The following is a 26,867-nucleotide window of genomic DNA, read 5'->3' as shown; positions in this document are numbered from 1 at the left end:
TATGCCTATTCCGGCACGTACCGCACCGCCCCCTTGGCGGCACTTGTCGCCATCGCCGCATAGGCGCGCAAGGCCGTCGTCACCTTGCGCTTGCGCTTTTCCTCGGGCTTCCAGGCAGTTGGTCCCCTGGCCTCCATCGCCGCACGACGGCCGGTGAGTTCGGCGTCGTCGACGGCAAGCCTGATGGTGCGGTTGGGGATGTCGATCTCGATCGTGTCGCCTTCCCTGACCAGCCCGATCAGACCGCCTTCAGCCGCTTCCGGCGAGACGTGGCCGATCGACAGGCCGGAGGTGCCGCCGGAAAAACGACCGTCGGTGATCAGTGCGCAGGCTTTGCCGAGGCCCTTCGATTTGAGATAGCTGGTCGGATAGAGCATTTCCTGCATGCCGGGGCCGCCGCGCGGGCCTTCATAACGGATAACGACGACATCGCCGGCGTTGATCTCGTTCGACAGGATCGCCTTGACGCTGGCGTCCTGGCTTTCGAACACTCTTGCCGGACCGGTGAATTTCAGGATCGATTCATCGACCCCGGCCGTCTTCACGATGCAACCGTCGAGCGCGAGATTGCCTTTCAGCACGGCAAGGCCGCCATCCCTTGAGAAAGGATGTTCGGCCGAGCGGATGACGCCCGTCTCGCGGTCGAGATCGAGCTCGTCCCAGCGGCGGTCCTGGCTGAAGGCGACCTGCGTCGGCACGCCGCCAGGTGCCGCCAGAAAGAAGTCGCGGACATTCTGGCTTGACGTGCGGGAGATATCCCAATGATCGAGCGCTTCGCCGAGGCTTGCGGTGTGCACCGTCGGCAAGTCGCGGTTGATCAGCCCGGCGCTATCCAACTGGCCGAGGATCGCCATGATGCCGCCGGCGCGGTGGACGTCCTCCATGTGGACGTCGGCCTTGGCCGGCGCCACCTTGCACAGCACCGGCACCCGCCGCGACAGCCGGTCGATGTCCTCCATTGTGAAGTCGACCTCGCCCTCATGTGCCGCGGCGAGGATGTGCAGCACGGTGTTGGTCGAGCCGCCCATGGCGATATCGAGCGTCATGGCGTTCTCGAAAGCGCCCTTCGACGCGATGCCGCGCGGTAGCGCGGTGTCGTCGTCCTGCTCGTAATAGCGTTGGGCGAGATCGACGATCAGATGGCCGGCCTCGACGAACAGCCGCTTGCGGTCGGCATGCGTCGCCAGCGTCGAGCCGTTGCCGGGCAGCGACAGGCCGAGCGCCTCGGTCAGGCAGTTCATCGAATTGGCGGTGAACATGCCCGAGCACGAGCCGCAGGTCGGACAGGCCGATCGCTCGATGATCTTGACGTCCTCGTCGGATACCTTGTCGTCAGCGGCCGCGACCATGGCGTCGACCAGGTCAAGCGCCTGGCTCTTGCCGGCGAGCACCACCTTGCCGGCCTCCATCGGTCCGCCGGAGACGAAGACGGTCGGGATGTTGAGGCGCAGCGACGCCATCAGCATGCCCGGCGTGATCTTGTCGCAATTCGAGATGCAGACCATGGCGTCGGCGCAATGCGCGTTGACCATGTATTCGACCGAGTCGGCGATCAATTCTCGCGACGGCAGCGAATACAGCATGCCGTCATGGCCCATGGCGATGCCGTCGTCGACGGCTATGGTGTTGAATTCCTTGGCGACGCCGCCGGCCTTTTCGATCTCGCGGGCAACCAGCTGGCCTAGGTCCTTCAGATGGACATGGCCGGGCACGAACTGGGTGAAGGAGTTGACCACGGCGATGATCGGCTTGCCGAAATCCGAATCCTTCATCCCGGTGGCGCGCCACAGGCCGCGGGCGCCGGCCATGTTGCGGCCATGGGTGGTGGTGCGGGAACGGTAGGCGGGCATTGAACTGTCCTTGCTGTCTGTTCGCGCCGCACAGGCGCGGAAAACCGGAATTGAGCCGCAGGCCTTATAGACGCCAAGCTCTGGTCTGGCCACAATTTTGCGCTGCGCCAGGGCGCGGAACGAGCGCCAGCCAAAGACGCAGCCGGTCCAGACCGTAAAAAAGTCAGAGGTGCTGTCGGATCGGGTTTTGCTCGAGCGTCCTTGGGCAGACGGCGGGCCGGGCATCAATCGCCAGCCGGCCGTTTTGTGAGTGAAAACAAAGCCAAAACCAGTCCGAGGAGCAAGAGAATGCAAAAGATCACCCCCTGCCTGTGGTTCGACGACCAGGCCGAGGAGGCCATGAACCATTACATCTCCATCTTCAAGAATTCGAAGGTGCTGAGCGTGATGCGCTGGCCCAAGGGCAGCGGCGATAATGAGGGCAAGGTGCTGATGGTCTCATTCGAGCTCGACGGCGTTCAGTTCCAGGCGCTCAACGGCGGGCCGCAATTCAAGTTCACCCAGGCAGTCTCGCTCTCCATCGACTGCAAGACGCAGGACGAGGTCGACTATTTTTGGGACAGGCTCATCGCGGGCGGTGGCGAGCCCAGCCAGTGCAGCTGGCTGAAGGACAAGTTCGGCCTCTCCTGGCAGGTCGTTCCCGAGCAGTTGCCCAAGCTGCTGCTGGACCCCGACAGGGAAAAGGCCGGCCGCGTGATGCAGGCGATGATGCAGATGAGCAAGATCGACATCGCCAAGATCGAAGAGGCAGCCAGGGGGTGAACGAACGCGGTCTTGCCTTCCCCCCCTGTGGGAGAAGGTGGATCGGCGCGAAGCGCCGAGACGGTTGAGGGATGTTGGACGGAATGAGACGTTGGTGTTTCCTGGAACACCCCTCATCCGTCGCCTTCGGCGACACCTTCTCCCCCAAGGGGAGAAGGGAAGGGGCCGCATCAAGCCGCTTTGTCGCGGACTTGATAATCCTTCACCGCGGCAAAGCGGATCGCCTTCCAGCGTTCAGCCTCGTAGTTGAGCGAGAAGGCGTGCTGGGCGAGGAACACCGGATCGTTGTCGAGATCGCGGGCAATGTCGCCGCGATGCGCCTCGATGAAGCGCTGGAGCTCGGCCTTGTCGTCGGCCGAGATCCAGCGGCAGACCGAAAAGCGCGACATCTCGAAATCGACCGGCAGTGTGTATTCGAAGTTCAGCCGCTCTTTCAGGACATCGAGCTGCAGGGCGCCGACGACGCCGACGATGGCCGGCGAGCCGTCCTCCGGCGAGAACAATTGCACGACGCCTTCTTCGGCCATCTGGTGCAGCGCCTCCTTGAGCTTCTTGGCCTTCATCGCGTCGCCGAGGCGGACGCGGCGCAGGATTTCCGGCGCGAAATTCGGCACGCCGCGAAACAGGATCTCCTCGCCCTCGGTCAGCGTGTCACCGATGCGCAGCGTGCCGTGGTTGGGGATGCCGACGACATCGCCGGCGAACGCCTCGTCGGCCGTGACGCGGGTGCGGGCGAAGAAGAATTGCGGCGCCGACAGGCTCATCGGCTTTCCCGTGCGCACCAGCTTGGCCTTCATGCCGCGCTCGAGCTTGCCGGAGCAGACACGGACGAAAGCAATACGGTCGCGGTGGTTGGGGTCCATATTGGCCTGGATCTTGAAGACGAAGGAGGTCATCTTGTCCTCGGTTGCCTCGACCTTGCGCGTGTCGGCCTCCTGCGCGCGCGGCGGCGGCCCATAGGCGCCGAGCGCCTCGATCAGGTCGCGCACGCCGTAATTGCGCAGCGCCGAGCCGAAATAGACCGGTGTCAGATGGCCTTCGCGAAAGGCTTCCAGATCGAGCGGGCGGCAGGCCTCGCGCGCCAGCTCCAGCTCCTCGATGAAAGCCTCGCGCTCGTTCTCCGGCAGCAGGCCGGCGACGCGGTTGGAATCGGGACCGTTGACCGGCGTGCGCTCCTTTTCGGCGTCGCCCTTGCGCACAGCATTCAGTGCCAGATGGTAGGTCCCGGAAAAGGTCTTGCCGCGGCCGATCGGCCAGGTGATCGGTGCGGTATCAAGCGCCAGCTTCTGCTCGATCTCGTCGAGGATGTCGAACGGGTCGCGGCTTTCTCGGTCCATCTTGTTGACGAAGGTGATGATCGGGATGTCCCGCAACCGGCAGACCTCGAACAGTTTCAGCGTGCGCGGCTCGATACCCTTGGCGGCGTCGATGACCATGACCGCGCTGTCGACCGCCGACAGCGTGCGATAAGTATCGTCGGCGAAATCCTCGTGGCCGGGCGTGTCGAGCAGGTTGAAGACGGTGTCCTCATATTCGAAGGTCATCACCGAGGTGACCACCGAAATGCCGCGCTCGCGTTCGATCTTCATCCAGTCGGACCGGGTCTGGATGCGGTCCTTCTTGGCCTTGACCTCGCCAGCAAGCTGGATCGCGCCGCCAAACAAAAGCAGCTTTTCGGTGAGCGTTGTCTTGCCGGCGTCGGGGTGAGCAATGATCGCGAAAGTGCGGCGGCGCGATACCGCATCTGTAATCGTTTCGGACATTTTCAGGATTTCCGTGTGAGGCCGGGCTTCTAGCAGCGGAGTGCAGAGCTGTCGACCTCTCCGGCGGAGTGGCCACGCTCCCGGCTTCACGCCGGTTCGGCGGCATGGCTCTCGAAGGCTATCTCGGGAATCCACTCGGCAATGGCGGTACCGATCCTGTCGGCATGGTCCTCCTGCAGATAATGCGCGCCGGGTCCGAGATCGATCAACCGGCAGTTCTTCAGGCCCACCGCGAATTCCCGTGCCGCCTGCGGCGAGACGAGGGCGCCCGGATCGCCTGAGAAAAGCAGCTTCGGGTAGGAGGAAGCCCGGAGCGCCCGATGGTCGTTCTCACTGATGGCGGCGACGTCGGCGGGCTGGCCTTCGATCGGCAGGTCGCGCGGCAGCCTCAGGATCGGCTCGCGCGATCGCGGTGTCGGGAACGGCGCCCGATAAGCTGCCATTTCAGCATCGCTCATCGTGCGCAGAACCGAGGCCGGCAGCACCTTTTCGACGAAAACATTGTCTTCCAGAACAAGCTTCTCACCGATGCCAGGCGTGCGCATTGCCTTGAACAATTCGCGCGCCTGCGGACGCTGGTGGAAATCGTCCCAGCTCTCGAAGGGCCGGATGAATTCAATGAAGGCGAGGCCGAGGATCCGCTGCGGCCGCCGGGCGGCGAGATGGAAGGCAAGGGCGGTACCCCAGTCCTGCGCGACGACCACCATGTCGGTGATGCCAAGCGTCTCGATGAAAGCGTCGAGATACCGGACGTGGTCGAAGAAGCGATAGTCGATGTCCGGCTTGCCGGATTGGCCATAGCCGATCAGGTCGGGCGCTATGCAGCGGCCGAACGGCGCTACATGCGGGATGATGTCGCGCCAGATGTAGGACGACGTCGGGTTGCCGTGCAGGAAGAGTACTGTCGGGCCAGCCGTGCCTGCCTCGATATAGGAAATGGTGGAATCGAGTACCGCGACTTGCGAGCGCGGCAACATTCTGCGCTTTTCGAGTTTCGGGTTCATCGGATCAGCTCCTTTTTGCGAAGACTGTTTTGAAGACGATATTCTTGAAACGCTCGACCGGTTCGGGACTGCGCTCCACCTTCATGCGCAGCATCGCACCTTGCCAGGAACTCAAAAGGAAATCGGCGAGGTCCTCGGCATCGAATGCGTCGGTGATATCGCCGGCCGCCTGGCCTTCGGTGATGCATTCGGCGAACGGCTTGCGCCAGCGTTCGAAAATGGCGACGAGTTGCAGCCTCAGCGCCTCACTGTGAGCCGCCGTCTCGAGGCTGAGATTGCCGATCATGCAGCCCCGTGCCCAATCATGCGCCTCCAGCTTCGACGTGATGATTTCGAGATAGCGGCGCAAGCGCCCGACCGGGGGCGTGCCGTCCCGGGCAAGGGCCTGCTCCACCAAACCGCTCACATAGGCGAAATAGCGGTCCAGCACCTCGCCGGTGAACGCCTCCTTGGATGCAAAATGATTGGTGAAGGACCCCGGGCGGGCATCGGCCGCGGCGACGATGTCGCGTACGCCGGCGGCCGAATAGCCGGAACTCCAGATGGTCTTGAAACCGGCGTCGAGAAGTTTTTCGCGAAGTGAATGTCTAGCCATGCCGTATAATACGTACGTACGTATTAAAGTCAAGAAGCATGTTTTATACCGCGCGCTCTTGGCAGAACCCACGGGCAATGGCATCGCAGTGGTGGCGTTGGAACGAGGAGTGAAGCATGGCAGCGGCGAAACAAGTCATCGTCATCGGCGCCGGCATCATCGGCGCCTCCATCGCCTGGCACCTGACCAGGGCCGGAGCAAAGGTGACGGTCATTGCCGGCAGCGGTGCCGGCGGCGTCGCGACGCCGAATTCCTTTGCCTGGATCAATGCCAGTTGGGGTAATCCGCAGCCTTACTTCCGGCTACGGACTCGATCGATGGCCGAATGGACGCGATTGGCGAACGAGGTGCCGGGCATCCCGTTGCAATGGTGCGGTGGCCTGTGCTGGGACCTGCCCGCGGCCGAACTGGAAGCCTATGCCGCCGAACATTCCCTATGGGGCTACGGCATCGAGCGTGTCGACCGTGCCGGAGCGGCCCGCATCGAGCCCAATCTGGCCGAACTTCCCGACTTCGCCCTTTATGTCGCCAAGGAAGGTGTCGCCGAGCCGGTCGCCGCCACGCAAGCACTGCTGGCCGACGCCGAACGGCGCGACGCGCGGCTGCTGACGGGAGTTACCGCGACCGCGCTTGTGCAGGCCAACGGCAGGATTGCCGGCGTCGATACATCCGGCGGGCCGATTACTGCCGACGAGGTGGTGATCGCGGCCGGAGCCGGCTCTCCGGCACTAGCGGCAACAGCCGGGATAGAACTCCCGATCGAAACGCCGCCCGGCCTGATCGTGCATTCGCGCCCCTACGAAAAGCTGCTCAACGGGCTGGTGATCGGCGACCGCCTGCATATGCGCCAGACAGCGGGAGGCCGCGTCATCGCCGGCTCGGATTTCGGCGGCGCCGATCCCGGCATGGATGCCGCGGCCACCGCCCGCGACCTGTTTGCAGCGATGAAGGCGATGCTGCGCGGCGCGGATGGGCTGGAACTCGATTTCCACACCATTGGCTACCGGCCGACGCCGGTCGATGGCTTTCCCATCATAGGCCGCGCCGAAGGCACGGGCGGCGTCTACGTCGCCGTTATGCATTCCGGCATCACGCTGGCGCCGGCCGTCGGCCTGTTCGCCGCCCGCGAAATCCTCGACGGCGAGCGCGATCCGCTGCTTGATCCCTACGGACTGGCGCGGTTTACTCAATAACCGGGTGGGCGGCGAAAGCCGCCGGCCAGCGGCTCGATGGCCCTGGCGATCCCGAGCAGGCGCGACTCCGACCAGCGTTTGCCAACAAGCTGTAGTCCGATGGGCAGGCCGTCGCGATCCTGTCCGCAGGGCAGCGACAGTGCCGGATGGCCGCTGTAGTTGAACACCGCGCCATAGGCCGGCAGCATCCAGTAGCTTTGCTTCTCGCCGTCGACCTCGATCGGCGTTCCCGGCTCGCAATGCGGGAAGGCGGTGACCATGGCCACCGGGCACAGCAAGGCGTCGCAACCGTCGAAGAACCGTTCCCATGCCAGGATGGAGCGGTCGCGGCGGGCGAGCGCCTCGAACCAGCGCGAGACCGGCGTCGGCTTCTCCGGTGGTTCGGGCTGCGCCGCCTCCAGCATCATGCCGATCAGGACGCCGCCCTGCTTCAGGTCGTCGTGCAGGTCGAGCTCCGGCAATTCGGCTTCCTCGACGATGGCGCCCGCAGCCTGAAGCTCTTTTGCCAGACTTTCGACCGCCGCGCTGATCTCGCCGGCCACTGGAAAGCCCGGAAAGGACGGCGCGACGGCAATGCGCAAATTTTTGAGGTCCAGCTCAGGCATGGTTTCGACCGGGACCGGCGCAAGGTCGGTATCGCTTCCATCCGGCCCGGCAATGAGGCCGTAGATGAGCGCCAGGTCCTCGACGCTGCGCGCCAGCGGTCCGAGGCAGGACATCAGCCGCACGCTGCGCGGCGCCCCGCCTGGATCGGGGAAGGCGCCGGCGAGCGAGACGCGGTGCTCGGTCGGCTTGAGGCCGTAGACGCCACAAAAGGCGGCCGGCAGCCGGATCGAATCCTGCATGTCGGTGCCGACCTCGAACGGCGTCATTCCGGTGCTGAGCGCCGCCGCCGCACCGCCACTGGAGCCGCCGGCGGTGCGCTGGAGATCCCAGGGATTGCCGGTGCGGCCGAATGGCGGATTGCTCGACTGCCAGTCACCGAGCATTGTCGCCACGTTCGTCTTGCCCACCAGTATGCCGCCTGCCGCCTTTAGCCGGGCAACGACCGAACTGTCTGCCCTCGGGGCATAGTCGGCGAAGGCCGGGAAGCCGACGGTGGTTCTCATGCCAGCGGTTTCGTGCGTGTCCTTCAGTGTGAACGGCAGGCCATGCAGCGGCCCAAGTGCCTCGCCGCGCGCCTGCGCTTCGTCGGCTTTCTTCGCTCGAGCGCGAGCCTCCTCCCTGTCGAGCGTGACGACGGCATTGGCCGCCTCATTGTGCCTGTCGATCTGCGCCAGATGCTCGTCCAGCACTTCTATTGCGGAAACCGTACGGTCGCGGATGGCCGCGGCCAGTTTGGTGGTCGAGGAAAAGACGATATCCATCATGACCGCTCCGGGCTATCGCGTCGCGCTCCTCAAAATGGTGGATTGCGGCGCGGCTTCAAGCCTGGCTCGGCATTTTGACGACGGCGGCGCTTGATCGGATTGCGCTGCCGGGATTTGTTGAGGGGGCGCTGTACCGCGGCCTCCCGCGATCGGCACCTCTACGGCTTACCGTCCCCTGTTATGCGTCCGTTCGTAGAGCTCACGGATGATGCCGCTTGCCGTGGTCTCGAACAGAAACGGCAAGAAAGCATGAATGAGCGCGGCAAAGGCCGCCATGAACAATCGCGACGAGAACCATGCGGCGAAAGCCATATGGCCGAAATAGCTCTCGCCGACCGCGGCCGGGTGAGAGGTGAAAAGTCTTGCGAGCCGTGCTGTCATGTCGATCCCTCCTGCCGGCATGAAGAGCCAGCGATGAATATCCTGCCACGGCTATCAGGGTCATCGGTCTCAAATTGTCCTTGTCCAAAGCCAAATTTTGGGACAAACATCCCGCATGATGGCGGAAATCGACGAAATAGACCGGAGATTGCTGGCCGAGCTGCAACGCGACGGCACGCTGTCCGTCGACCAGCTCTCGGCAAGAATATCGCTGTCGCGCAATGCCTGCTGGCGCCGGGTCAAGCGGCTGGAGGAAGACGGCGTCATTACCGGTCGGGTGGCACTGGTCGACGCCGACAAGCTCGGACTCGGGCTTTCGGTGTTCATCCTGATCCGCACCTCGAACCACGATCCCGACTGGCTGCAAAGATTCCGGGCGGCGGTGACCGGCTTTGCCGAGATCACCGGCGCCTACCGCATGTCCGGCGATCTCGACTATGTGCTGCGCGCCCGCGTCGCCGATGTGAAGGCCTATGACCGGCTCTACCAGCGGCTGATCGCCAAGGTGGCGCTGTCGGACGTTTCGGCCTCTTTCGTCATGGAGGAGATCAAGGAGACCACGGTCGTTCCGATGGAACTGCGCTGAGGCGGAACTGCGCTGAAAGAAAGCCGTTGATAGCATTGCCGCCGAGTTGACTGAACCGGCGTTCGCGACGATAGGATCAGCCTTATGCGCGCAGCACCTTATCCTACCTCCGTCATCGGTCCGGCTGTCGGTTTCGTCAGGCTGCCGCATGGCGAGGGCTTGCCGCTTCCCGCCTATGAGAGCTCGGGCGCCGCCGGCATGGACCTGCGCGCCGCCGTCCCCGACGACAGGCCGCTTTTGATCCTGCCCGGAAAGCGCGCGCTGGTGCCGACCGGGCTGGTCCTGGAAATTCCGGAGGGCGTCGAAGGCCAGGTCCGGCCGCGTTCGGGCCTCGCCGTCAAGCACGGGCTCACCTGCCTCAACACGCCGGGCACCATCGACAGCGACTATCGCGGCGAGGTCAAGGTGCTGCTGATCAATCTCGGCGACGAGGATTTCGCCGTGACGCGCGGCATGCGGATCGCCCAGATCGTCTTCGCCCCGGTAACGCAGGCGACCGTCGAGGAGCGCACATTGGCCGGCGGCACGGCGCGCGGCTCGGGCGGCTTCGGATCGACCGGCACCGCTTGATGAAAATACCCAAACTCGTTATCTTCGATTGCGACGGGGTTCTGGTCGATACCGAGAACCTGGCCAATCGGCGCCTCGCCGAATGGTTGACCGCGGCAGGCTTCCCGGCCAGCTTCGAATATTGCCGCAAGAATTTCTCCGGCCGCAGCATGGTCTCGGTGCAGAAGGAAGTCGAGGCGACCGGCGTCAGTCTTGGCGCCGATTTTGTCGAGCGCTGGAACGCCGGCCTGCCGGACCTGTTCGCACATGGCGTCGAGGCCATCCCCTACGTTCGCGAGTTCATCGAAACCGTGCACGCCGCCGGCATCGCCACCTGCGTCGCCTCGTCGGCACGGGTATCGAAAATGCACATCACACTCGGCCAGACCGGGCTGCTGCCGCTGTTCGAGCATGCGCTGTTCAGCTCGACCATGGTCTCGCGCGGCAAGCCGTTCCCCGACCTCTTCCTGCATGCGGCAGCGACGATGGGCTTCGCGCCCGCCGACTGCATCGTCATTGAGGACAGCGTCGCCGGGACGACAGCCGGCATCGCCGCCGGCATGCGCGTCTATTCCTACCACGGCGACCCGCTTTCCGACCGCGATGGACTGATCGAAGCTGGCGGCATCCTGTTCGACGACATGCGTGAACTGGCCGGGCTGGTGCCGATCCACTGATCGCCTTTGCGTAAGCTGCATGCGCATCCGGTCTCAGACCGGGCGTGGGGCTCCAAGTACTCGGTCGACCGTGTCGCGTATGAGGCTGCGCAGCTTGGCCGGCCTGTCGAGATGACTGACGACAAGGAGGCCGTCGGCCGCCACCGTTAGCGCGTCCGCTGTGCGGTCCGGATCGGGATTTGCGTCCGCGATCAGCAGATCCCTGAGGATACCCCACTTCCAGTGACGATGCTGATCGATCGCCTGGCGAACCGGGCTGCTGGGATCCGGATATTCAGCGGCGGCATTCTGAAACGGGCAGCCGCGGTAGCCCGGCTGATCTGCCGCATCGGCGATGAGATCGAATATCGCAAGGATCATCTGCCGAGGTGGCCGCCGCCCAAGCTTCGCGATTGCCGCCCGTCCTCCCTTGCTGAGCTCCTCGATATAGGCGCGGACCAGATCGTCCTTGGCCGCGAAGTGATGATAGAACGTCGCCTTGGCAACGCCGGCCTCGGCGATGATGCGGTCGATGCCGACTGCGCGCACCCCCTCCAGAGAAAACAGCGCGGTCGCCGTATCGAGGATGCGACGGCGCGCAAGACTTTCGGGACGATTGTTGATTCGGGCTGCGGACATGCCTTGACTATATAGCAGACAGGTCTGTATACATCCACATGTAGACAGACAGGTCTACCTACTAATGAAGGAAATGCGAACATGGCTTCGATAGTCAGGGAAATCATCGTAGATGCTTCACCGGAAAGCGTATGGGCGACGGTCGGCGACTTCGCCGGCGGCGCCCAACGGATAGCCCCAGGCGTTTTCGTCGACTGCAGGGTGGATGAGGACGACGTACGGGCCCTTACTTTCGCCGACGGCAAGATTGTGCGAGAGCGGCTCATCGCCCGCGACGAGCAGAGCCGGCGCATCGTGTGGGGATGGCTCGGCGATGAGGTCGCCCATGATAACACCTCCATGCAGGTCTTTGCCGAGGGTGAGGGCCGGAGCCGCCTGGTCTGGATCCATGACACTCTGCCGGACGAACTCGGCGCGTGGCTCGCAGCCGCCATGGATCAGCTGGTGCCTGTTTTCCAGCAGACCCTGGCGACCGAAGCCAAACCAACATAGCGGGGTAACGCCAGGTGTTTCCTCTTGGCCGCAAAATGCTCTAGCTTGCGCGCGCCCGACATAACGAGCGCGCGCATGGCCTTCTCGCTGGTTCGTTTCATCCTTGCCTGCCTGCTGCTGCCTTGTCTTTGGACGACGGCCAGCGCCGAGGCCGTCAGTTTCCCGGAGCTCGGCAGCGCTGTCCCCGGCCACGGCGATGTCACCTATCTCGACCTCGCCAGGATGGTCATTCCCGATCTGGCCGCGGACAAGGACGGCTTTTTCCGGGGTTCGACGCCGATCGAGATGCGCCACATCGCTGGTCCGGACTACGGCGGCTCCCCGCCGGCGACGTCGGGTCTTTCCAACGCCGGCGTGCTCGGCATCAAGGCCGGCGGCAAGGAGCGGCTGGCCATGCTGTTCGACCTTGGCGACTCGCCTGACAGCGCCGAGGGCTATGCCGTGCTGGCACTCTATGACATCACCGGCAAGCCGGCGCTGCTCGACGCGGTCAATGTCGCCGTCGACCGCATCACCTATCTTCGCGATCCGGGCAAGCTGGCGATCGGGCCTGGTGACGACGCTATCATCAGCATGAGCATGCATTTCAATTCGAGCCAGGGCTATGGGATCACGCCGCTGATCATGGTCCGCAACGACAGGTTCGAGCTGATCGACATGATCTATACGTTCGACGAAAACCTCTGCACTCATAGGAGGACACAGAATGCGGCGTTCCAGGTGGTCGCCGACGGCCAGCCTTATGCAGCCATCAAGGTCACAGTGACCGACGCGACGCTACCGGGAGAAGAAAGCTGCGACGGCCAGCCGCCGCCAGAGGCGTCTTCGCGCGACATTTCCGTCACCTATCATTGGAACAAAAATGCTTCGCGCTACGTCAAGGATTCCGATGCGCTGGACCGATTGGCAGATGACAACGCCAAACGCTTCTGAGCCAACCGCATTTGTTTGCCCGGCGCCTTCCGCCGGGCTAGAATTTGCCTCACATTCTGCACTGGAGGGGAGCATCCATGGACAAGGGTAAGATTTTTCGCGACCTGCATGCCTCGATCTTCGTCATGGCCAATTCCTGGGACGTCGGGACGACCAAGCTCTTGGCTTCGTTCGGCTTCAAGGCGCTGGCCACGACCAGCGCCGGCTTTGCCTTTTCGCGCGGCCTGCCCGATGGTGCGGTGACGTTCGAGGCGATGATCCATCATTGCCGTGAAGTGTCGGCGGCGACCGGGCTGCCGGTTTCGGCCGATCTCGAAAAGGGCAAGGGCGACAGCGCAACAAGTGCCGGCGAGACCATCTTCGCCGCCGAGGCGGCTGGCCTCGCCGGCTGCTCGATCGAGGACCATACCGGCGAGCCCGACAAGCCGATCTATGATTTTGCGCATGCCGTCGAGCGCGTCGCGGCGGCGGCAGAAGCGGCACGGGCACTGAAACGCGATTTCGTCTTCACCGCGCGGGCCGAGAATTTCCTGTGGGGCAAGCCCGATCTTGACGATACGATCAAGCGGCTGCAGGCCTTCGAGAAGGCCGGCGCCGACGTGCTCTATGCACCGGGGCTAGGCGACATCGAGATGGTGCGAACCGTCTGCTCGGCGCTGACCAAGCCGGTCAACGTCATGGCCAGGCCCGGCTTCACCATCGCCGACCTGGCCACGGCGGGGGTAAAGCGCGTCTCGCTCGGTCCATGGCTCACCAATTTCGCCTTCGGCATGCTGGAGACCGCGGCGCGCGAGATCCAGCAGGATGGCACCTTCGGCTTCACCCGCGCCGCCATGCCGTTCGGCAAGCTGCAGGCGCTGTTTGCCAAATCTTCAGCCTAGGTCGGGCCCGGCGAATGACCCTCACCGTCGTCGACATGCACACCGGCGGCGAGCCGCTGCGGATCGTCACCGGCGGCTACCCCGACATTCCCAAGGGCACGATCCTCGAAAAGCGTGCCTATGTGCGCGACCATCTCGATCATCTCAGAAAGATCCTGATGTTCGAGCCGCGCGGCCATTACGACATGTATGGCGCGCTGCTGGTGGAGCCTGACCTGCCGGGCGCCGACCTCGCGGTGCTGTTTATGCACAATGAGGGCTATTCGACGATGTGCGGCCACGCCATCGTCGCGCTCGGCCGCTACGCCGTCGACGAGCGGCTGGTGGCGCCACGCGAGCCGTTGACGACCGTAAACATCGAGGCGCCGTGCGGGCTGATCTCGGCTTCTGTGGACGTAAGGAATGGCAAGGCCGGTGCGGTGTCCTTCGAAAGCGTGCCGGCGTTTCTGTTCGCCCGCGACCGGCGGATCGAGCTGCCGGGCTATGGTCCGGTCGGCTTTGACATCGCCTATGGCGGCGCCTTCTATGCGCTCGCCGACTGCCGCCAGTTCGGGCTGGAATTCGGCAGGAACCGGGTGCGCGATTTCGTCGATGCAGCGACCGCGCTGACCGATAAGCTCAAGGCCGAATTGCCGCTGTCGCATCCCGACCATGCCGATCTCGCCTTTCTCTACGGCACCATCCTGACTGACGGACAGGATGCGTTCTCCGATACGCCGACCAAAAACATCTGCGTTTTCGCCGAAGCCGAGGTCGACCGTTCGCCGACCGGCTCGGGCGTCACCGCGCGGCTGGCGGCCATGCACGCCAAGGGGCAAATCGAGATTGGCCGGGCGCGGCTGTTCGAGAGCATCGCCGGCTCGCGCTTTTCCGGCGCGGTCGCACGCAGGGCCACAGCCGGGCCGCATGATGCCATCATCGCCCGGGTCGGCGGCCGCGCCTATTACTCAGGACGGGCCGAATTCATCGTCGAGGACGATGATGACCTGGGCAGGGGTTTCCTGCTGCGCTAGCTCCCTTCCCGCGCCGAGATCGCCTTGTGCAGATGCACCATCATGGCGGCGGCGAACAGCGGCGTCAAAAGGTTGAGCAGGGGCACGGCCAGGAAAGCGGCGACGACCAGCCCGGCCAGGAATACGGTGACCGCGTGCTTTCTGCGCAGCGCCCTGGCCTCGGCCTCCGGGCGAAAGCGCATGGTGGCGAACTCGAAGAACTCGCGCCCGAGCAGATAACCGTTGACGATGAAGAAGGCGGCGATGTTGATGCCCGGCACCAGCAGAAGCAGCAGAGCGATGATGTTGCCGAGGATGACGACGCCGAAGAACCTGATCGCCAGCACCAGCGAGCGCAGCGCCGGCACGGCGCAGCCGGGCGGATCGTTGGGATAGTCGGTGCGCTCGACCACTTCGGCGACGTCGTCAAGGAACAGGCCGGCGATGATCGCCGTCACCGGCGCGATAAAAAGCGCCAGCCCCAGCGCAAGGCCGACGCCGGCGACGACGGCGCCCAGCCATCCGGCCCAGGAGGGAAGGGCGGGCAGCCATGCATCGATCCACGGCCAGGCCAGCCATTCGAACAGGCTCTTTATCCCGAACCACAGCGCCGCCAGTGCCAGCAAGGTCAGCCCCAGTGTCTTCACGAACACGGAACGGAATTCGGGCGAGAACAGCCGGCTCAAGGCGGCGCGGGCGGCGTCGAGGATCACGGCGTTTCCAATTCCATGTCAAACATGCCCGTGGCTGATATCTCCGAATAGGCGGAGACCGCCCAAGTCGCAAGCGCGGCTTCCTAGCGCGCGACCTTCGCCTGGGGAATGGTCATCGCCGCCACGCCGACGACGACCAGGGCCATTCCCCACCACGCGCTCGGACCAAGGCTTTCGCCAAGGAACACGGCTCCGATAGCAACGCCGATCGGCACCCGCAGATAGGCTTGCGAGGTGGTGCCGACGGAGCCCAGCGAATGGAGGAGGCGGAAATAGATCGAGAAGGCCAGCGCGGTCGAAAACACCGAAAGCCCGAGCAGCGCAAGGACCGAAGCTGTCGATGGCGCCAAGGTCCATGGCCGGTCGAACGCAAGGCTCAACGGGATCAGCATCGCGGCGCCGCAGAGCATCGAACCGGCGGCCGGCACCATCGGGTCGAGCCCCCTGAAGCCGCGGCCGAAAACGGCAGCGCCGGCGTAGCAGATCGTCGCCGCGACCACGGCAAGTTGCGGCAATATTTGCTGTCCGAGGCCGCCTAGCGCTGGGGCGCCGACAACGAGGCATATTCCGGCGATTCCCGCCGCGACACCGAACAGCTTGCGCATGGTCGCCGGTTCATGGCGGGTGATGAGGGCGGTCAGCAAGAAGGTGAAGATCGGCGAGGTCGCATTCAGGATCGTGGCCAGCCCGGCATCCAGCGAGCGCTCGGCCCAAGCGATCAGCGTGAACGGCACGACGCTGTTGAGGCATGCCTGGAATGCAAACCGGCGCCAGCTTGCGGCATCACCCGGCAAGGCCAGCCCGCGCCAGCGGATCCAGGCGAACAGGATGCCACCCGCGACCAGGGTTCGCGCGGCGATCAGCGTTACCGGCGGGATCGTCGCGACGCCGATCTTGATGAAGCTGTAGGATGCGCCCCACAGCAGCGCCAATACGACGAGCAGCACCAACTCGAGCCTCGTGTCGGTTTTCATGGACATGGCCGGCTGGAACCTCTGGGCATCGCTCATCTCAGCCATGCTTGTAAGCCAGGCACGCGGGAAATGCTTCGGCCGCCATCCAACGATGGTCGCTATGCTGACATTCGTCGGATCGCCGCTAGGCAAAGCCGCATCAAACCGCTAGACCCGCCCGCGCCCGGCGTGGCAGAAAGCCGGTGGCTTTTGGCGGAGACATGAATTGATGCCGGATTATGACGTGCTTTGTATCGGAAATGCCATCGTCGACATCATCGCCCAGTGCGACGAGGCGTTCCTGGAGACCAACGGCATCATCAAAGGCGCGATGAATTTGATCGACACGAGGCGCGCCGAACTGCTCTACAGCCGCATGGGCCCGGCCATCGAAGCCTCGGGCGGCAGCGCCGGCAACACGGCGGCGGGCGTTGCCTCCTTCGGCGGCCGCGCCGCCTTCTTCGGCAAGGTCTCCAACGACGCGCTCGGCGAAATCTACGCGCATGACATCCATGCCCAGGGCGTCGCCTTCGACACAAAGCCGCTCAACGGCGAACCGCCGACGGCGCGCTCGATGATCTTCGTCACGCCGGACGGCGAGCGCTCGATGAACACCTATCTCGGCGCTTGCGTCGAGCTCGGCCCGGAGGACGTCGAGGCCGACAAGGCGTCGGGCGCCGCCGTCACCTATTTCGAGGGCTATCTGTGGGACCCGCCGCGCGCCAAGGAAGCGATCCGGCAGACGGCGAAACTCGCCCACGCCGCCGGGCGCGAAGTGTCGATGACCCTGTCGGACTCGTTCTGCGTCGACCGCTACCGCGACGAGTTCCTCGATCTGATGCGCTCCGGCACCGTCGACATCGTCTTTGCCAACAGCCACGAGATCAAGTCGCTCTACCAGACCGCGTCCTTCGACGAGGCGCTGGCGCAGATCCGCAAGGATTGCAAGATCGCCGCCGTCACCCGCTCGGAAAAGGGCTCGGTGATCGTGCGCGGCGACGAGACCGTCACCATCGAGGCGACCAGGATCCGCGAGCTGGTCGACACGACAGGCGCCGGCGACCTCTATGCCGCCGGTTTCCTCTATGGCTACACGCAAGGCCGCAGCCTGAAGCAGTGCGGCGACCTCGGCTCGCTGGCCGCCGGACTGGTCATCCAGCAGATCGGCCCAAGGCCAAGGCAGAATCTGCGCCGCGAGGCCGAACAGGCGGGGTTGCTGTAGCGCGGCGCCTCTTCCTTCTCCCCCAAGGGAGAAGGAAGAGGTGCCGCTAGGCGCTCCTCAAGCCCCGGTGCTATACGCCGCGATCGCCGCCATATTGACGATGTCTGAGTCCTTGGCATTGAGCGAGACGATCTGAACCGGCTTGTTCAGGCCGACCAGCAGCGGGCCGATGACGGTAGAGCCGCCGAGTTCCTGCAGCATCTTGGTCGAGATCGAGGCCGAGTGGAAAGCCGGCATCACCAGCACGTTGGCCGGGCCGGTCAGCCTGATGAACGGGTACTGCGCCATGGCGCGGGCGTTGAGCGCCACGTCGGCGGCCATTTCGCCGTCATACTCGAAATCGACGCGGCGCTTGTCGAGGATGCGCACCGCTTCCTGGACGCGCTCGGAGCGCTCGCCCTGCGGATGGCCGAAGGTCGAATAAGCGAGCATGGCGAGCCTCGGCTCGTAGCCCATGCGGCGGGCAAAGCCGGCGGCCTCCTCGGCGATGTCGGCGATCTGTTCAGCATTCGGCATGTCGTGCACGGCGGTGTCGGCAACGAGGACGGTGCGGCCCCGCGCCAGCACGATCGACACGCCGATAACGCAGTGGCCGGGCCTTGCGTCGATGACGCGGCGGATGTCATCGAGCGCCGTCGAATAGTTGCGGGTGACACCGGTGACGATGCCGTCGGCATCGCCCAGCGCCACCATGCAGGCGGCGAAATGGTTGCGATCGTTGTTGATCAGCCGCTGGCAGTCGCGGAACAGGAAGCCTTTGCGCTGCATGCGCTCGTAGAGATAGTCGGCGTAGACCGAGTTGCGCCGCGACAGCCGCGCATTGATGATCTCGATGCCTTGCTTGCCGAGGTCGATGCCGGCGTTCCTGGCGTTTTCCTTGATGATGTCGTCGCGGCCGAGCAGGATGGCGGTGCCGAGCCGCTGGTTCACATAGGAGACGGCGGCGCGCATCACCTGCTCCTCCTCGCCCTCGGCAAAGACGATGCGCTTGGGCTGGCGGCGCACCCGGTCGTAGATGCGCTGCAGCGTCGATGCGATCGGGTCGCGGCGGGCGGAAAGCTCCTGCGCGTAGCGGTCCAGATCGAGGATCGGCTTGCGGGCGACGCCGGAGTCCATCGCCGCCTTGGCGACCGCGATCGGGATCGCCGAGATCAGGCGCGGATCGAACGGCACCGGGATGATGTAGTTTGGACCGAATTTCGGCCGCATGCCCTGATAGGCGGCGGCGACGTCGTCGGGCACGTCCTGGCGCGCCAGTTCGGCGAGCGCTTTGGCCGCGGCGATCTTCATGTCGTCGTTGATGGTGGTCGCCCGCACATCGAGCGCGCCGCGGAAAATGTAGGGGAAGCCAAGCACGTTGTTGACCTGGTTGGGATAGTCGGACCGCCCCGTCGCCATGATGGCGTCGGTGCGGATCTCGGCGACCTCCTCCGGCGTGATCTCGGGGTCGGGATTGGCCATGGCGAAGATGATCGGGTTCTTGGCCATCGACTGCACCATCCTGGTGGTCAGCGTGCCCTTGGCCGAGAGGCCGAGGAACACGTCGGCGCCGTCCAGCGCTTCGGCCAGCGAGCGCGCACCGGTTTTCACGGCGTGCGCCGATTTCCACTGGTTCATGCCTTCGGTGCGGCCCTGAAAGACCACGCCCTTGGTGTCGCACAGGATGATATTTTCTGGCGCAAAGCCCATCGCCTTCATCAGTTCGATGCAGGCGATGCCGGCAGCGCCGGCGCCGTTGCAGACCATTTTCGTGGTCTTCATGTCGCGGCCGGTGATTTCCAGCGCGTTGATCAGGCCGGCGGCCGAAATGATGGCAGTGCCGTGCTGGTCGTCATGGAAGACCGGTATGTCCATCAGCTCGCGCAGCCGCTGCTCGATGATGAAACACTCCGGCGCCTTGATGTCCTCGAGGTTGATGCCGCCGAAGGAGGGGCCGAGAAAACGCACGCAGTTGATGAATTCGTCGGCATCCTCGGTGTCGACCTCGAGATCGATGGAATCGACATCGGCGAAGCGCTTGAACAGCACCGCCTTGCCTTCCATCACTGGCTTCGAAGCAAGCGCGCCGAGATTGCCGAGGCCAAGGATGGCGGTACCGTTGGAGATGACGGCGACCATGTTGCCGCGAACCGTATAGTCGAAGGCGCGGCTCGGATCCTCGGCAATGGCGAGAACCGGCACGGCGACGCCCGGCGAATAGGCGAGGCTGAGATCGCGCTGCGTCGCCATCGGTTTTGTGGCGACGATCTCCAGCTTGCCCGGCCGCCCCATGGCATGGAATTCCAATGCCTCCTGGGCGCTGACGGAGGGCCCGTTGCTTTCGGATTTCTTGGCCATGATGCTTTCGGTTCCTCGCCCGTACGGCACCGCTTGAGATGGGTGCGCATGCTTTCTTTTGTGGAAGGTTCGGGATTAAGGCTACACTTCGCCGCTGTAAACCGCCAAGCATGGCCTGGAAAATTTTGGAAGCAGCTTCTTGAACGACGAGACGCCCATTCGAAGCGACAATGCCACGCCGGCCTTCGCGCCGGCGACGCCGATGATGGAGCAGTATATCGAGATCAAGGCGGCGAACCCGGATTCGCTGCTGTTCTACCGCATGGGCGATTTCTACGAGCTGTTCTTCGACGACGCCGAGAAAGCAAGCCGGGCGCTCGGCATCGTGCTGACTAAGCGCGGCAAGCACCAGGGGCTCGACATCCCGATGTGCGGCGTGCCGGTGCATGCCGCCGACGATTATCTGCAGAAGCTGATCGGCCAGGGGTTCCGCGTCGCCGTCTGCGAGCAGATCGAGGATCCGACGGAGGCCAGGAAGCGCGGCGGCAAATCGGTGGTGCGCCGCGACGTGGTGCGGCTGGTAACGCCCGGCACCATCACCGAAGACAAATTGCTGGCGCCGTCGGAATCGAGTTTTCTGATGGCGCTGGGACGGGTCAAGGGCGGGGCCGAGCATTCCTTTGCCTTGGCCTGGATCGAGATCTCGACCGGTGTCTTCCGCGTCGCCGAGACCACCGCCGACCGGCTGCTCGCCGATGTCTTCCGCGTCGACCCGCGCGAGCTGATCGTCGCCGAGCCGGTGTTTTACGACCCGGAGCTGAAACCGGTCTTCGACGTGCTCGGCCGTGTCGCCAGCCCGCAGCCGCCGTCGCTGTTCGATTCGGCTTCGGCCGCCGGCCGCATCGCGCGCTTCTTCGAGGTGGCGACCCCTGACAGTTTCGGCTCGTTTTCGCGCGCCGAGCTGTCGGCGATCTCAGGCGTCATCGCCTATGTCGAAAAGACGCAGAAAGCCGAGCGGCCGCCGCTGTCGCGGCCGGAGCGCGAGGAGCAGGGCTCGACGCTGTTCATCGACCCGGCGACGCGCGCCAACCTGGAACTGCTGCGCACGCTGTCCGGCAGCCGCGACGGATCGCTGTTCAAGGCGATCGACCGCACGGTGACCGGCGGCGGTGCAAGGCTGCTCGCCGACCGGCTGATGGCGCCGCTGACCGATCCGGCGGCAATCGCTGCAAGGCTGGACTCGGTGTCGTTCTTCCGCTCCGAGACGCGCCTTTGCCAGGCGGTGCGGGCAAGCCTGAAGAGCGTTGCCGACATGCCGCGCGCGCTGTCCAGGCTGGCGCTCAACCGCGGCGGCCCGCGCGACCTCGGCGCGCTGCGCGCCGGTTTCGAAGCGGCCGGCGCCATCGCCGAACTGTTCGGCCAGATCGCCTTGCCGGGCGAACTGGCCGCGGCGTTGGGAGCTATCAAGACGCTGCCCAATGAACTGGCGGCGCATCTGGCGCAGGCGCTGAGCGACGAGCTGCCGTTGCTCAAGCGCGACGGCGGCTTCGTCCGCGGCGGCTACCACGCCGAACTCGACGAGATGCGGGCGTTGCGCGACGAGTCGCGAAAAGTGATCGCCGGGCTGGAGCGCTCGCTGATCGACGAGACCGGCATCCGCTCGCTGAAGATCAGGCACAACAATGTGCTGGGCTATTATATCGAAGTCATCGCCAATCATCATGCGCTGATGACCGGCAGCGACGGCGCCAGGGCGCGCTTCATCCATCGCCAGACCATGGCCAACGCCATGCGCTTCACCACCACCGAACTCGCCGAGCTGGAAACCAAGATCGCCAATGCGGCCGACCGGGCGCTGGCGATCGAGCTTGCCGCTTTCGAGGCGCTGACGGCGCAAGTGGTCGGCCACGCCGACAGGATCCGTGCCGGCGCCGAAGCGCTCGCCGTGCTCGACGTTTCGGCCGCACTTGCCTTGCTTTCCGAGAGCGAGGCCTGGTGCCGGCCGTTGGTCGATGCGAGCCTTGCCTTCGAGATTTCGGGCGGACGCCACCCGGTGGTCGAACAGGCGCTGCGGCGTTCCGGCGAAGGCCCGTTCGTCGCCAATGATTGCGATCTGTCGCCGCAAGGCGATGCCAAGACCGGCGCGATCTGGCTGCTGACCGGCCCCAATATGGGCGGCAAGTCGACCTTCCTCAGGCAAAACGCGCTGATCGCCATCCTTGCCCAGACCGGTTCCTTCGTGCCCGCGGCATCAGCCCATATCGGCGTCGTCGATCGGTTGTTTTCGCGGGTCGGCGCCTCCGACGACCTGGCGCGCGGCCGCTCGACTTTCATGGTCGAGATGGTCGAGACGGCGGCGATCCTCAACCAGGCAGGCGAGCGCGCACTGGTCATCCTCGACGAGATCGGCCGCGGCACCGCCACTTTCGACGGCCTGTCGATTGCCTGGGCGGCGGTCGAATATCTGCACGAGAAGAACCGCTGCCGGGCGATCTTCGCCACGCATTTCCACGAAATGACGGCGCTGGCCGGGAAACTTACACGGCTCCACAACGTCACCATGCGGGTCAAGGAATGGGAAGGCGACGTGGTCTTCCTGCACGAGGTCGGCAAGGGTGCGGCCGACCGTTCCTACGGCGTCCAGGTGGCGCGGCTGGCCGGCCTGCCGGAAGCCGTCGTCGGCCGGGCCAAAGAAGTGCTGCACCAGCTCGAAGCCGGCGAGGTCTCGGGCAAGGCCAACCGTCTGGTCGACGACCTGCCGCTGTTTTCTGTGGCGGCGCAGCGGGAAGCGTCGAAGCCGGCGAAGAGTGATGGGCTGGGTTTGGCGCTAGCGGAGATCAATCCCGACGAGATGACGCCAAGGGAGGCGCTGGAGGCGCTGTACAGATTGAAGGGGATGCTGGCGAAGTAGGGCTTCTGCAATCGGAGCGGCGTCGGCGAAACCGCCAATCTCCCCCTCGAGGGACCCACCAGGGGGGAGATTGGCAGCTTCACCCTCAAATCATCGCCAAGCCCGACTTCCGCCTCGGCGGTGGGAAGGCGCGGTCAATTTCGGCGAAATCTTCGCTCGTGAGCTCGATGTCCAACGCCGCGGCATTCTGCCGGATATGCTCCGGGCGACTGGCCTTCGGAATGGCGATCACGCCCTGCTGCGCCATCACCCATGCAAGTGCGATCTGCGCCGGCGTCGCACCGTGGCGGGCGGCGATGGCATCTAACCTGGCGTTCCGCGCCAATACCCCCTGATCGACCGGCGAATAGGCCATCAGCGGCATGCCGCGTTGCCGGCTCCACGGGGCAAGGTCGAACTCGACGCCGCGCTGCGACAGATTGTAGAGCACCTGATTGGTCTGGACGTTGCCGCCGGCCGGCAACCGAACCAGCTCTTCCATCTCATCGGTATCGAAATTGCTGACGCCCCAATGGCGGATCTTGCCGGCCGCCTTCAACGCTTCGAACGCCTCTACCGTCTCCATCAAAGGAACGCTGCCCGGCCAATGCAAGAGATAGAGATCGATGCGGTCGGTGGCGAGATGCCTCAGGCTGTTCTCGCAGGCCCGTTTCACGCCGGCGCGCGAGGCATTGGACGGCAGCACTTTGGAGACCAGGAAAACCTCGTCGCGGTGCCCGGCGATGGCCTCGGCCACCACCTGCTCGGCACCGCCGCTGGCATACATTTCGGCGGTGTCGATCAGCGTCATGCCGAGATCCAGCCCTAGCTTCAGGGCATTGGCCTCGTCGGCGCGGCGGCGGCCGTCCTCGCCCATCTTCCAGGTGCCCTGGCCGAGCACCGGCACGGCTTCGCCGCAGGGCAGGGTGGTCGTTCTTATCGTCGATGCCATGGCATGCTCCAGTCCGAGGCCCGGATAGCACCATAGCCGCCAAGGGAAATCCAGGTGAAGCAGAAATCCAGGTGAAGCCTCTCGCCAGGATTCCCCGACAGCGTGACGCCTACTTCACCGGATGGGCGGCGAGCCAGTCTTGCATCTGCTTGATCTCGGCTTGCTGCGCGGCGATCACTGCTTCCGCCAGCTTGCGGATTTCCGGATCCTTGCCATTGGCGAGCTCGATCTTGGCCATATCGATGGCCGCCTGGTGATGCGGGATCATGCCGCGGGCGAAATCGACATCGGCATTGCCGGAATATTCGATTGCCATCATGTCGGTATGCATCTTGTCCATCGCCGCCTTGTAGCCCTCGGTCGAGGGGCTCTGCGCGCCCATTGCGCCCATGTCGTGCTTCATCTCCTCGGCTTGTGCCGGAACGCTTTCGAGGAAAACAGCAAGCAGCATTCCCGCCGCCATCATCAGCAGCACGATCTTCTTGGCCAAGGTCATTCATCGTCTCCTTTTTGAACAGGGTCTATCTGGAAGTTTTACTCAGAGTTTCAACGTCCTGAGCCGCAATGCGTTGGCGATGACCGAAACCGAAGACAGGCTCATCGCCGCCGCCGCGAGCATCGGCGACAACAGCGTGCCGGTGAGCGGATAGAGCACGCCGGCAGCGACCGGCACGCCAAGCACATTGTAGAGGAAAGCGAAAAACAGGTTCTGGCGGATGTTGCGGATCGTCGCGCGGGCCAGCGTCCTGGCCCTGACGATGCCGTTGAGATCGCCCTTGACCAGCGTTATTCCCGCGCTTTCGACCGCAACATCGGCGCCTGTGCCCATCGCGATGCCGACATCGGCGGCGGCAAGTGCGGGCGCATCGTTGACGCCATCGCCGGCCATGGCGACGCCCGCACCGCCGGCACGCAATTCCTCGACCAGCGCGTTCTTCTGTTCGGGCAAAAGCCCGGCACGCACCGCGTCGATGCCGAGCTTGGCGGCGATGGCCTTGGCGGTGCGCTCATTGTCGCCGGTCGCCATGACGATCTTCAGCCCGCTGTCATGCAGCGCCTTGATCGCCTCGGCGGTCGTCGCCTTGATCGGATCGGCGACGGCAACGAGGCCGGCGAGCTTGCCTGCGACAGCGACGAACATCGCGGTCTTGCCATCGGCCTGCAGCGCCTCGGCACTGGCCAGGACCGATGCCGTGTCGATGCCGAGATCGGCCATCATCGCGGCGTTGCCGAGCGCCACCTTCTGTCCCGAGACCGTGCCCGAAACGCCCTTGCCGGTGACGGCCTCGAAGCCGCTCGCGTCGGGGACCTTCACGTAGCGTTCGTGGGCGCCGTCGACGATAGCCTCGGCCAGCGGATGCTCCGAGCCTTTTTCCAGCCCGGCGGCGAGCGCCAGCAGATCGTCTTGTGCCATGCCTTCGACGGCGACGACGTCGGTCAGTCGCGGCCGGCCTTCCGTCAGCGTTCCCGTCTTGTCGACGATCAGCGTGTCGACCGAGGCAAAACGTTCGAGCGCCGCCGCTTCCTTGATCAGCACGCCGGCATGCGCGCCGCGCCCGGTGGCGGTCATGATCGACATTGGTGTCGCGAGGCCCAGTGCGCACGGACAGGCAATGATCAGCACCGAGACCGCCGCGACGACGGCAAAGACCAGGCTGGGTTGCGGTCCGATGACCGCCCAGGCGACGAACGCAATGATCGCGACCAGAACGACAGCCGGGACGAAGTAGAACGACACGCGGTCGGCCAGCCCCTGGATCGGTGCGCGTGAACGCTGCGCCTTGGCGACCAGCTCGACGATGCGTGCCAGCGTCGTCTCGGCGCCGATCTTTTCGGCGCGCATGACCAGGGAGCCGTTCTTGTTGAGCGTGCCGCCGGTGAGGTTGTCGCCTTCGGTCTTTTCGACCGGCAGCGGCTCGCCCGTGATCATCGATTCGTCGATGGAGGAGCGTCCTTCGAGCACAATGCCGTCGACCGGCACGGCATCGCCGGGGCGGATGCGCAAGCGGTCGCCGGCCTTGATCGTATCGAGCGGCACGTCGTTTTCGGAACCGTCCGCGCCGATCAGCCGCGCCGTCTTCGGCGCCAGGTCGAGCAGCGCACGGATCGCCGACCCGGTTTTCTCGCGGGCACGCAATTCCAGCACCTGGCCGAGGAATACCAGCGCGACGATCACCGCCGCCGCCTCGAAATAGACCGGCACGGTGCCGTCATGGCCGCGGAACTGGTGCGGAAAGAGGCCCGGAAACAGGGTGGCGACGACGCTGTAGAGATAGGCGGCACCGACGCCGAGCGAAATCAGCGTCCACATATTGGGGCTGCGGTTCAGGATCGAATCCCAGCCGCGGTGGAAGAACGGGAATGCCGCCCACAGCACCACGGGACTGGCCAGCGCCAGTTCCAGCCCGACCTTCGCACCGTCGTCGATGAAAGCCTGGAACGTCAGGCCGAGCATCGGTGCCATGGCGATGACCAGCAACGGCACGGACAGCACTGCGCTCACCCAGAAACGCCTGGTGAAGTCGACCAGTTCGGGGTTCGGTCCCTCGTCGCCGGTAGGCACCCCCATCGGCTCTAGCGCCATGCCGCAGATCGGGCAGGAGCCGGGCTTGTCGCGGATGATTTCCGGGTGCATCGGGCAGGTGTATTGCGTACCTTTCGGCATCGCCTGCGGCGCCGGCCTGTCGCCGAGATACTTTGCCGGCTCGGCCTCGAATTTCGCCTGGCAAGCGGCGGAGCAGAAATAGAAACCCTGGCCCGCGTGCCGCAAAAAGTGCCTGGCCGTGGCGCGGTCGACGCTCATGCCGCAGACGGGATCGTTGGCCGTCAGGTATTTTTCCGGCTCGGCGATGAATTTCGAGCGGCAGCTTTCGCTGCAGAAATGATAGCGATGGCCGCCATGCTCGGCGGTCGGCTTGCCGGCAGCCGGATCGAGGGTCATGCCGCAGACCGGATCGCGGGCGACGGCGTCCGCAGCAGAGGTGGCGCCTTTTGCCGAGCAACAGCTGCCATGGGCGTGATGATGGTGGTCGGAATGCGTCATGCCGAAAGCCCCTGTATTTCGATGTTGCGGCGGAGGTAGTGCTTCCAGTAACTGGAAGGTCAAGGGCCGATTTTCGATTTTTCGCGGCCAATCCCAAGCCGAACCGGCTGCGGGCACGAGACGATCGTCCTGTTCCACCCCTGCGGAGAACGCGTCCGTCAGCCCCATACC

Annotated in this window: 24 protein-coding genes; 11 read left to right on the top strand and 13 right to left on the bottom strand. The window is 64.6% G+C overall.

All coding sequences use genetic code 11. From position 1 onward, the window contains the following. Positions 1-5: 5 nt before the first annotated feature. Positions 6-1,850, bottom strand: a complete 1,845-nt coding sequence (ilvD, locus tag NKJ84_RS14150; RefSeq protein WP_352506945.1) for a dihydroxy-acid dehydratase — start codon at positions 1,848-1,850, stop codon at positions 6-8. Between the two features lie 288 nt (positions 1,851-2,138). Here ilvD and NKJ84_RS14145 point away from each other — a divergent pair, with 288 nt between their 5' ends. Beyond that, a complete protein-coding gene (locus NKJ84_RS14145; RefSeq protein WP_352506944.1) occupies positions 2,139-2,612 on the top strand; it encodes a VOC family protein in 474 nt (157 codons plus the stop codon). Positions 2,613-2,782: 170 nt separating this feature from the next. Here NKJ84_RS14145 and NKJ84_RS14140 read toward each other — a convergent pair whose 3' ends face one another. The 3 genes from NKJ84_RS14140 to NKJ84_RS14130 all read right to left on the bottom strand — a co-directional run bounded on the left by NKJ84_RS14140 (position 2,783) and on the right by NKJ84_RS14130 (position 5,974). Next, positions 2,783-4,375: a peptide chain release factor 3 gene (locus tag NKJ84_RS14140; protein ID WP_352506942.1), complete on the bottom strand. Its 1,593-nt coding sequence runs from the start codon at positions 4,373-4,375 to the stop codon at positions 2,783-2,785. An 86-nt stretch (positions 4,376-4,461) separates the two neighbouring features. Then, complete coding sequence (locus tag NKJ84_RS14135) at positions 4,462-5,379, bottom strand: haloalkane dehalogenase (RefSeq protein ID WP_352506941.1); 918 nt, start codon at positions 5,377-5,379, stop codon at positions 4,462-4,464. A 4-nt stretch (positions 5,380-5,383) separates the two neighbouring features. Continuing rightward, positions 5,384-5,974 (bottom strand): TetR/AcrR family transcriptional regulator, encoded by a 591-nt coding sequence (locus tag NKJ84_RS14130; RefSeq protein WP_352506940.1) that lies wholly within the window; start codon positions 5,972-5,974, stop codon positions 5,384-5,386. 116 nt (positions 5,975-6,090) lie between these two features. Here NKJ84_RS14130 and NKJ84_RS14125 point away from each other — a divergent pair, with 116 nt between their 5' ends. Continuing rightward, complete coding sequence (locus NKJ84_RS14125; RefSeq protein ID WP_352506939.1) at positions 6,091-7,167, top strand: NAD(P)/FAD-dependent oxidoreductase; 1,077 nt, start codon at positions 6,091-6,093, stop codon at positions 7,165-7,167. Here NKJ84_RS14125 and NKJ84_RS14120 read toward each other — a convergent pair. Next, complete coding sequence (locus NKJ84_RS14120; protein ID WP_352507001.1) at positions 7,161-8,534, bottom strand: amidase; 1,374 nt, start codon at positions 8,532-8,534, stop codon at positions 7,161-7,163. The two genes, NKJ84_RS14125 and NKJ84_RS14120, sit on opposite strands and share 7 nt — an antisense overlap. Before the next feature lie 168 nt (positions 8,535-8,702). Next, positions 8,703-8,918, bottom strand: a complete 216-nt coding sequence (locus NKJ84_RS14115) for a DUF6356 family protein (RefSeq protein ID WP_023717932.1) — start codon at positions 8,916-8,918, stop codon at positions 8,703-8,705. 115 nt (positions 8,919-9,033) lie between these two features. Here NKJ84_RS14115 and NKJ84_RS14110 point away from each other — a divergent pair, with 115 nt between their 5' ends. The 3 genes from NKJ84_RS14110 (at position 9,034) to NKJ84_RS14100 (ending at position 10,730) form a co-directional block, all read left to right on the top strand. After that, the gene (locus NKJ84_RS14110) at positions 9,034-9,504 is read left to right on the top strand and encodes an Lrp/AsnC family transcriptional regulator (RefSeq protein ID WP_254816142.1); all 471 of its coding nucleotides are present in this window, start codon (positions 9,034-9,036) and stop codon (positions 9,502-9,504) included. An 84-nt stretch (positions 9,505-9,588) separates the two neighbouring features. Beyond that, positions 9,589-10,074, top strand: coding sequence for a dUTP diphosphatase (dut, locus tag NKJ84_RS14105; protein WP_352506938.1), 486 nt, complete (start codon positions 9,589-9,591; stop codon positions 10,072-10,074). Beyond that, the gene (locus NKJ84_RS14100; RefSeq protein WP_352479875.1) at positions 10,074-10,730 is read left to right on the top strand and encodes an HAD family hydrolase; all 657 of its coding nucleotides are present in this window, start codon (positions 10,074-10,076) and stop codon (positions 10,728-10,730) included. The genes dut and NKJ84_RS14100 overlap by 1 nt, the downstream gene beginning before the upstream one ends. Positions 10,731-10,763: 33 nt before the next feature. Here the strand turns inward: NKJ84_RS14100 and NKJ84_RS14095 are convergent, their stop codons facing one another. Beyond that, positions 10,764-11,348, bottom strand: a complete 585-nt coding sequence (locus tag NKJ84_RS14095; protein WP_352506937.1) for a TetR/AcrR family transcriptional regulator — start codon at positions 11,346-11,348, stop codon at positions 10,764-10,766. Positions 11,349-11,429: 81 nt separating this feature from the next. On the opposite strand from NKJ84_RS14095, the gene NKJ84_RS14090 reads away from it, so the two are divergent. The 4 genes from NKJ84_RS14090 to NKJ84_RS14075 all read left to right on the top strand — a co-directional run bounded on the left by NKJ84_RS14090 (position 11,430) and on the right by NKJ84_RS14075 (position 14,667). Further along, positions 11,430-11,840, top strand: coding sequence for an SRPBCC family protein (locus NKJ84_RS14090; RefSeq protein ID WP_352506936.1), 411 nt, complete (start codon positions 11,430-11,432; stop codon positions 11,838-11,840). A gap of 75 nt (positions 11,841-11,915) precedes the next feature. After that, positions 11,916-12,773, top strand: a complete 858-nt coding sequence (locus NKJ84_RS14085; protein WP_352506935.1) for a hypothetical protein — start codon at positions 11,916-11,918, stop codon at positions 12,771-12,773. Positions 12,774-12,850: 77 nt separating this feature from the next. Beyond that, complete coding sequence (locus tag NKJ84_RS14080; RefSeq protein WP_352506934.1) at positions 12,851-13,654, top strand: isocitrate lyase/PEP mutase family protein; 804 nt, start codon at positions 12,851-12,853, stop codon at positions 13,652-13,654. Positions 13,655-13,668: 14 nt separating this feature from the next. Continuing rightward, positions 13,669-14,667 (top strand): proline racemase family protein, encoded by a 999-nt coding sequence (locus tag NKJ84_RS14075; protein ID WP_352506933.1) that lies wholly within the window; start codon positions 13,669-13,671, stop codon positions 14,665-14,667. Here NKJ84_RS14075 and NKJ84_RS14070 read toward each other — a convergent pair. Both NKJ84_RS14070 and NKJ84_RS14065 read right to left on the bottom strand, forming a co-directional pair. Then, positions 14,664-15,359, bottom strand: a complete 696-nt coding sequence (locus NKJ84_RS14070; protein ID WP_352506931.1) for a sulfate transporter family protein — start codon at positions 15,357-15,359, stop codon at positions 14,664-14,666. The two genes, NKJ84_RS14075 and NKJ84_RS14070, sit on opposite strands and share 4 nt — an antisense overlap. Positions 15,360-15,442: 83 nt before the next feature. Beyond that, entirely contained in the window at positions 15,443-16,333 is an 891-nt protein-coding gene (locus tag NKJ84_RS14065; RefSeq protein WP_502904020.1) for a DMT family transporter, read from the bottom strand. Between the two features lie 208 nt (positions 16,334-16,541). Between NKJ84_RS14065 and NKJ84_RS14060 the strand changes: the two genes are divergently transcribed. After that, positions 16,542-17,534: an adenosine kinase gene (locus NKJ84_RS14060; protein ID WP_352506999.1), complete on the top strand. Its 993-nt coding sequence runs from the start codon at positions 16,542-16,544 to the stop codon at positions 17,532-17,534. Between the two features lie 57 nt (positions 17,535-17,591). On the opposite strand, the gene NKJ84_RS14055 is transcribed toward NKJ84_RS14060, so the two are convergent. Continuing rightward, the gene (locus tag NKJ84_RS14055) at positions 17,592-19,871 is read right to left on the bottom strand and encodes an NADP-dependent malic enzyme (RefSeq protein ID WP_352506930.1); all 2,280 of its coding nucleotides are present in this window, start codon (positions 19,869-19,871) and stop codon (positions 17,592-17,594) included. Between the two features lie 202 nt (positions 19,872-20,073). Here NKJ84_RS14055 and mutS point away from each other — a divergent pair, with 202 nt between their 5' ends. Further along, entirely contained in the window at positions 20,074-22,722 is a 2,649-nt protein-coding gene (gene mutS, locus NKJ84_RS14050) for a DNA mismatch repair protein MutS (protein WP_352506998.1), read from the top strand. A gap of 85 nt (positions 22,723-22,807) precedes the next feature. On the opposite strand, the gene NKJ84_RS14045 is transcribed toward mutS, so the two are convergent. The 3 genes from NKJ84_RS14045 to NKJ84_RS14035 form a co-directional block, all read right to left on the bottom strand. Then, complete coding sequence (locus tag NKJ84_RS14045) at positions 22,808-23,653, bottom strand: aldo/keto reductase (RefSeq protein WP_352506929.1); 846 nt, start codon at positions 23,651-23,653, stop codon at positions 22,808-22,810. 109 nt (positions 23,654-23,762) lie between these two features. Continuing rightward, the gene (gene copM, locus NKJ84_RS14040) at positions 23,763-24,149 is read right to left on the bottom strand and encodes a CopM family metallochaperone (RefSeq protein WP_352455040.1); all 387 of its coding nucleotides are present in this window, start codon (positions 24,147-24,149) and stop codon (positions 23,763-23,765) included. Positions 24,150-24,191: 42 nt separating this feature from the next. Next, positions 24,192-26,696 carry a heavy metal translocating P-type ATPase gene (locus NKJ84_RS14035; protein WP_352506928.1) on the bottom strand — a complete coding sequence of 835 codons (2,505 nt, stop codon included), beginning with the start codon at positions 26,694-26,696 and terminating at the stop codon, positions 24,192-24,194. Between the last annotated feature and the right edge of the window lie 171 nt (positions 26,697-26,867).

The organism is Mesorhizobium sp. M0048 (assembly GCF_040323405.1).
Lineage (GTDB): Bacteria > Pseudomonadota > Alphaproteobacteria > Rhizobiales > Rhizobiaceae > Mesorhizobium.
Note: the sequence above shows the minus strand (reverse complement) of the source record. Positions and strands in the feature narration are given on the sequence as shown.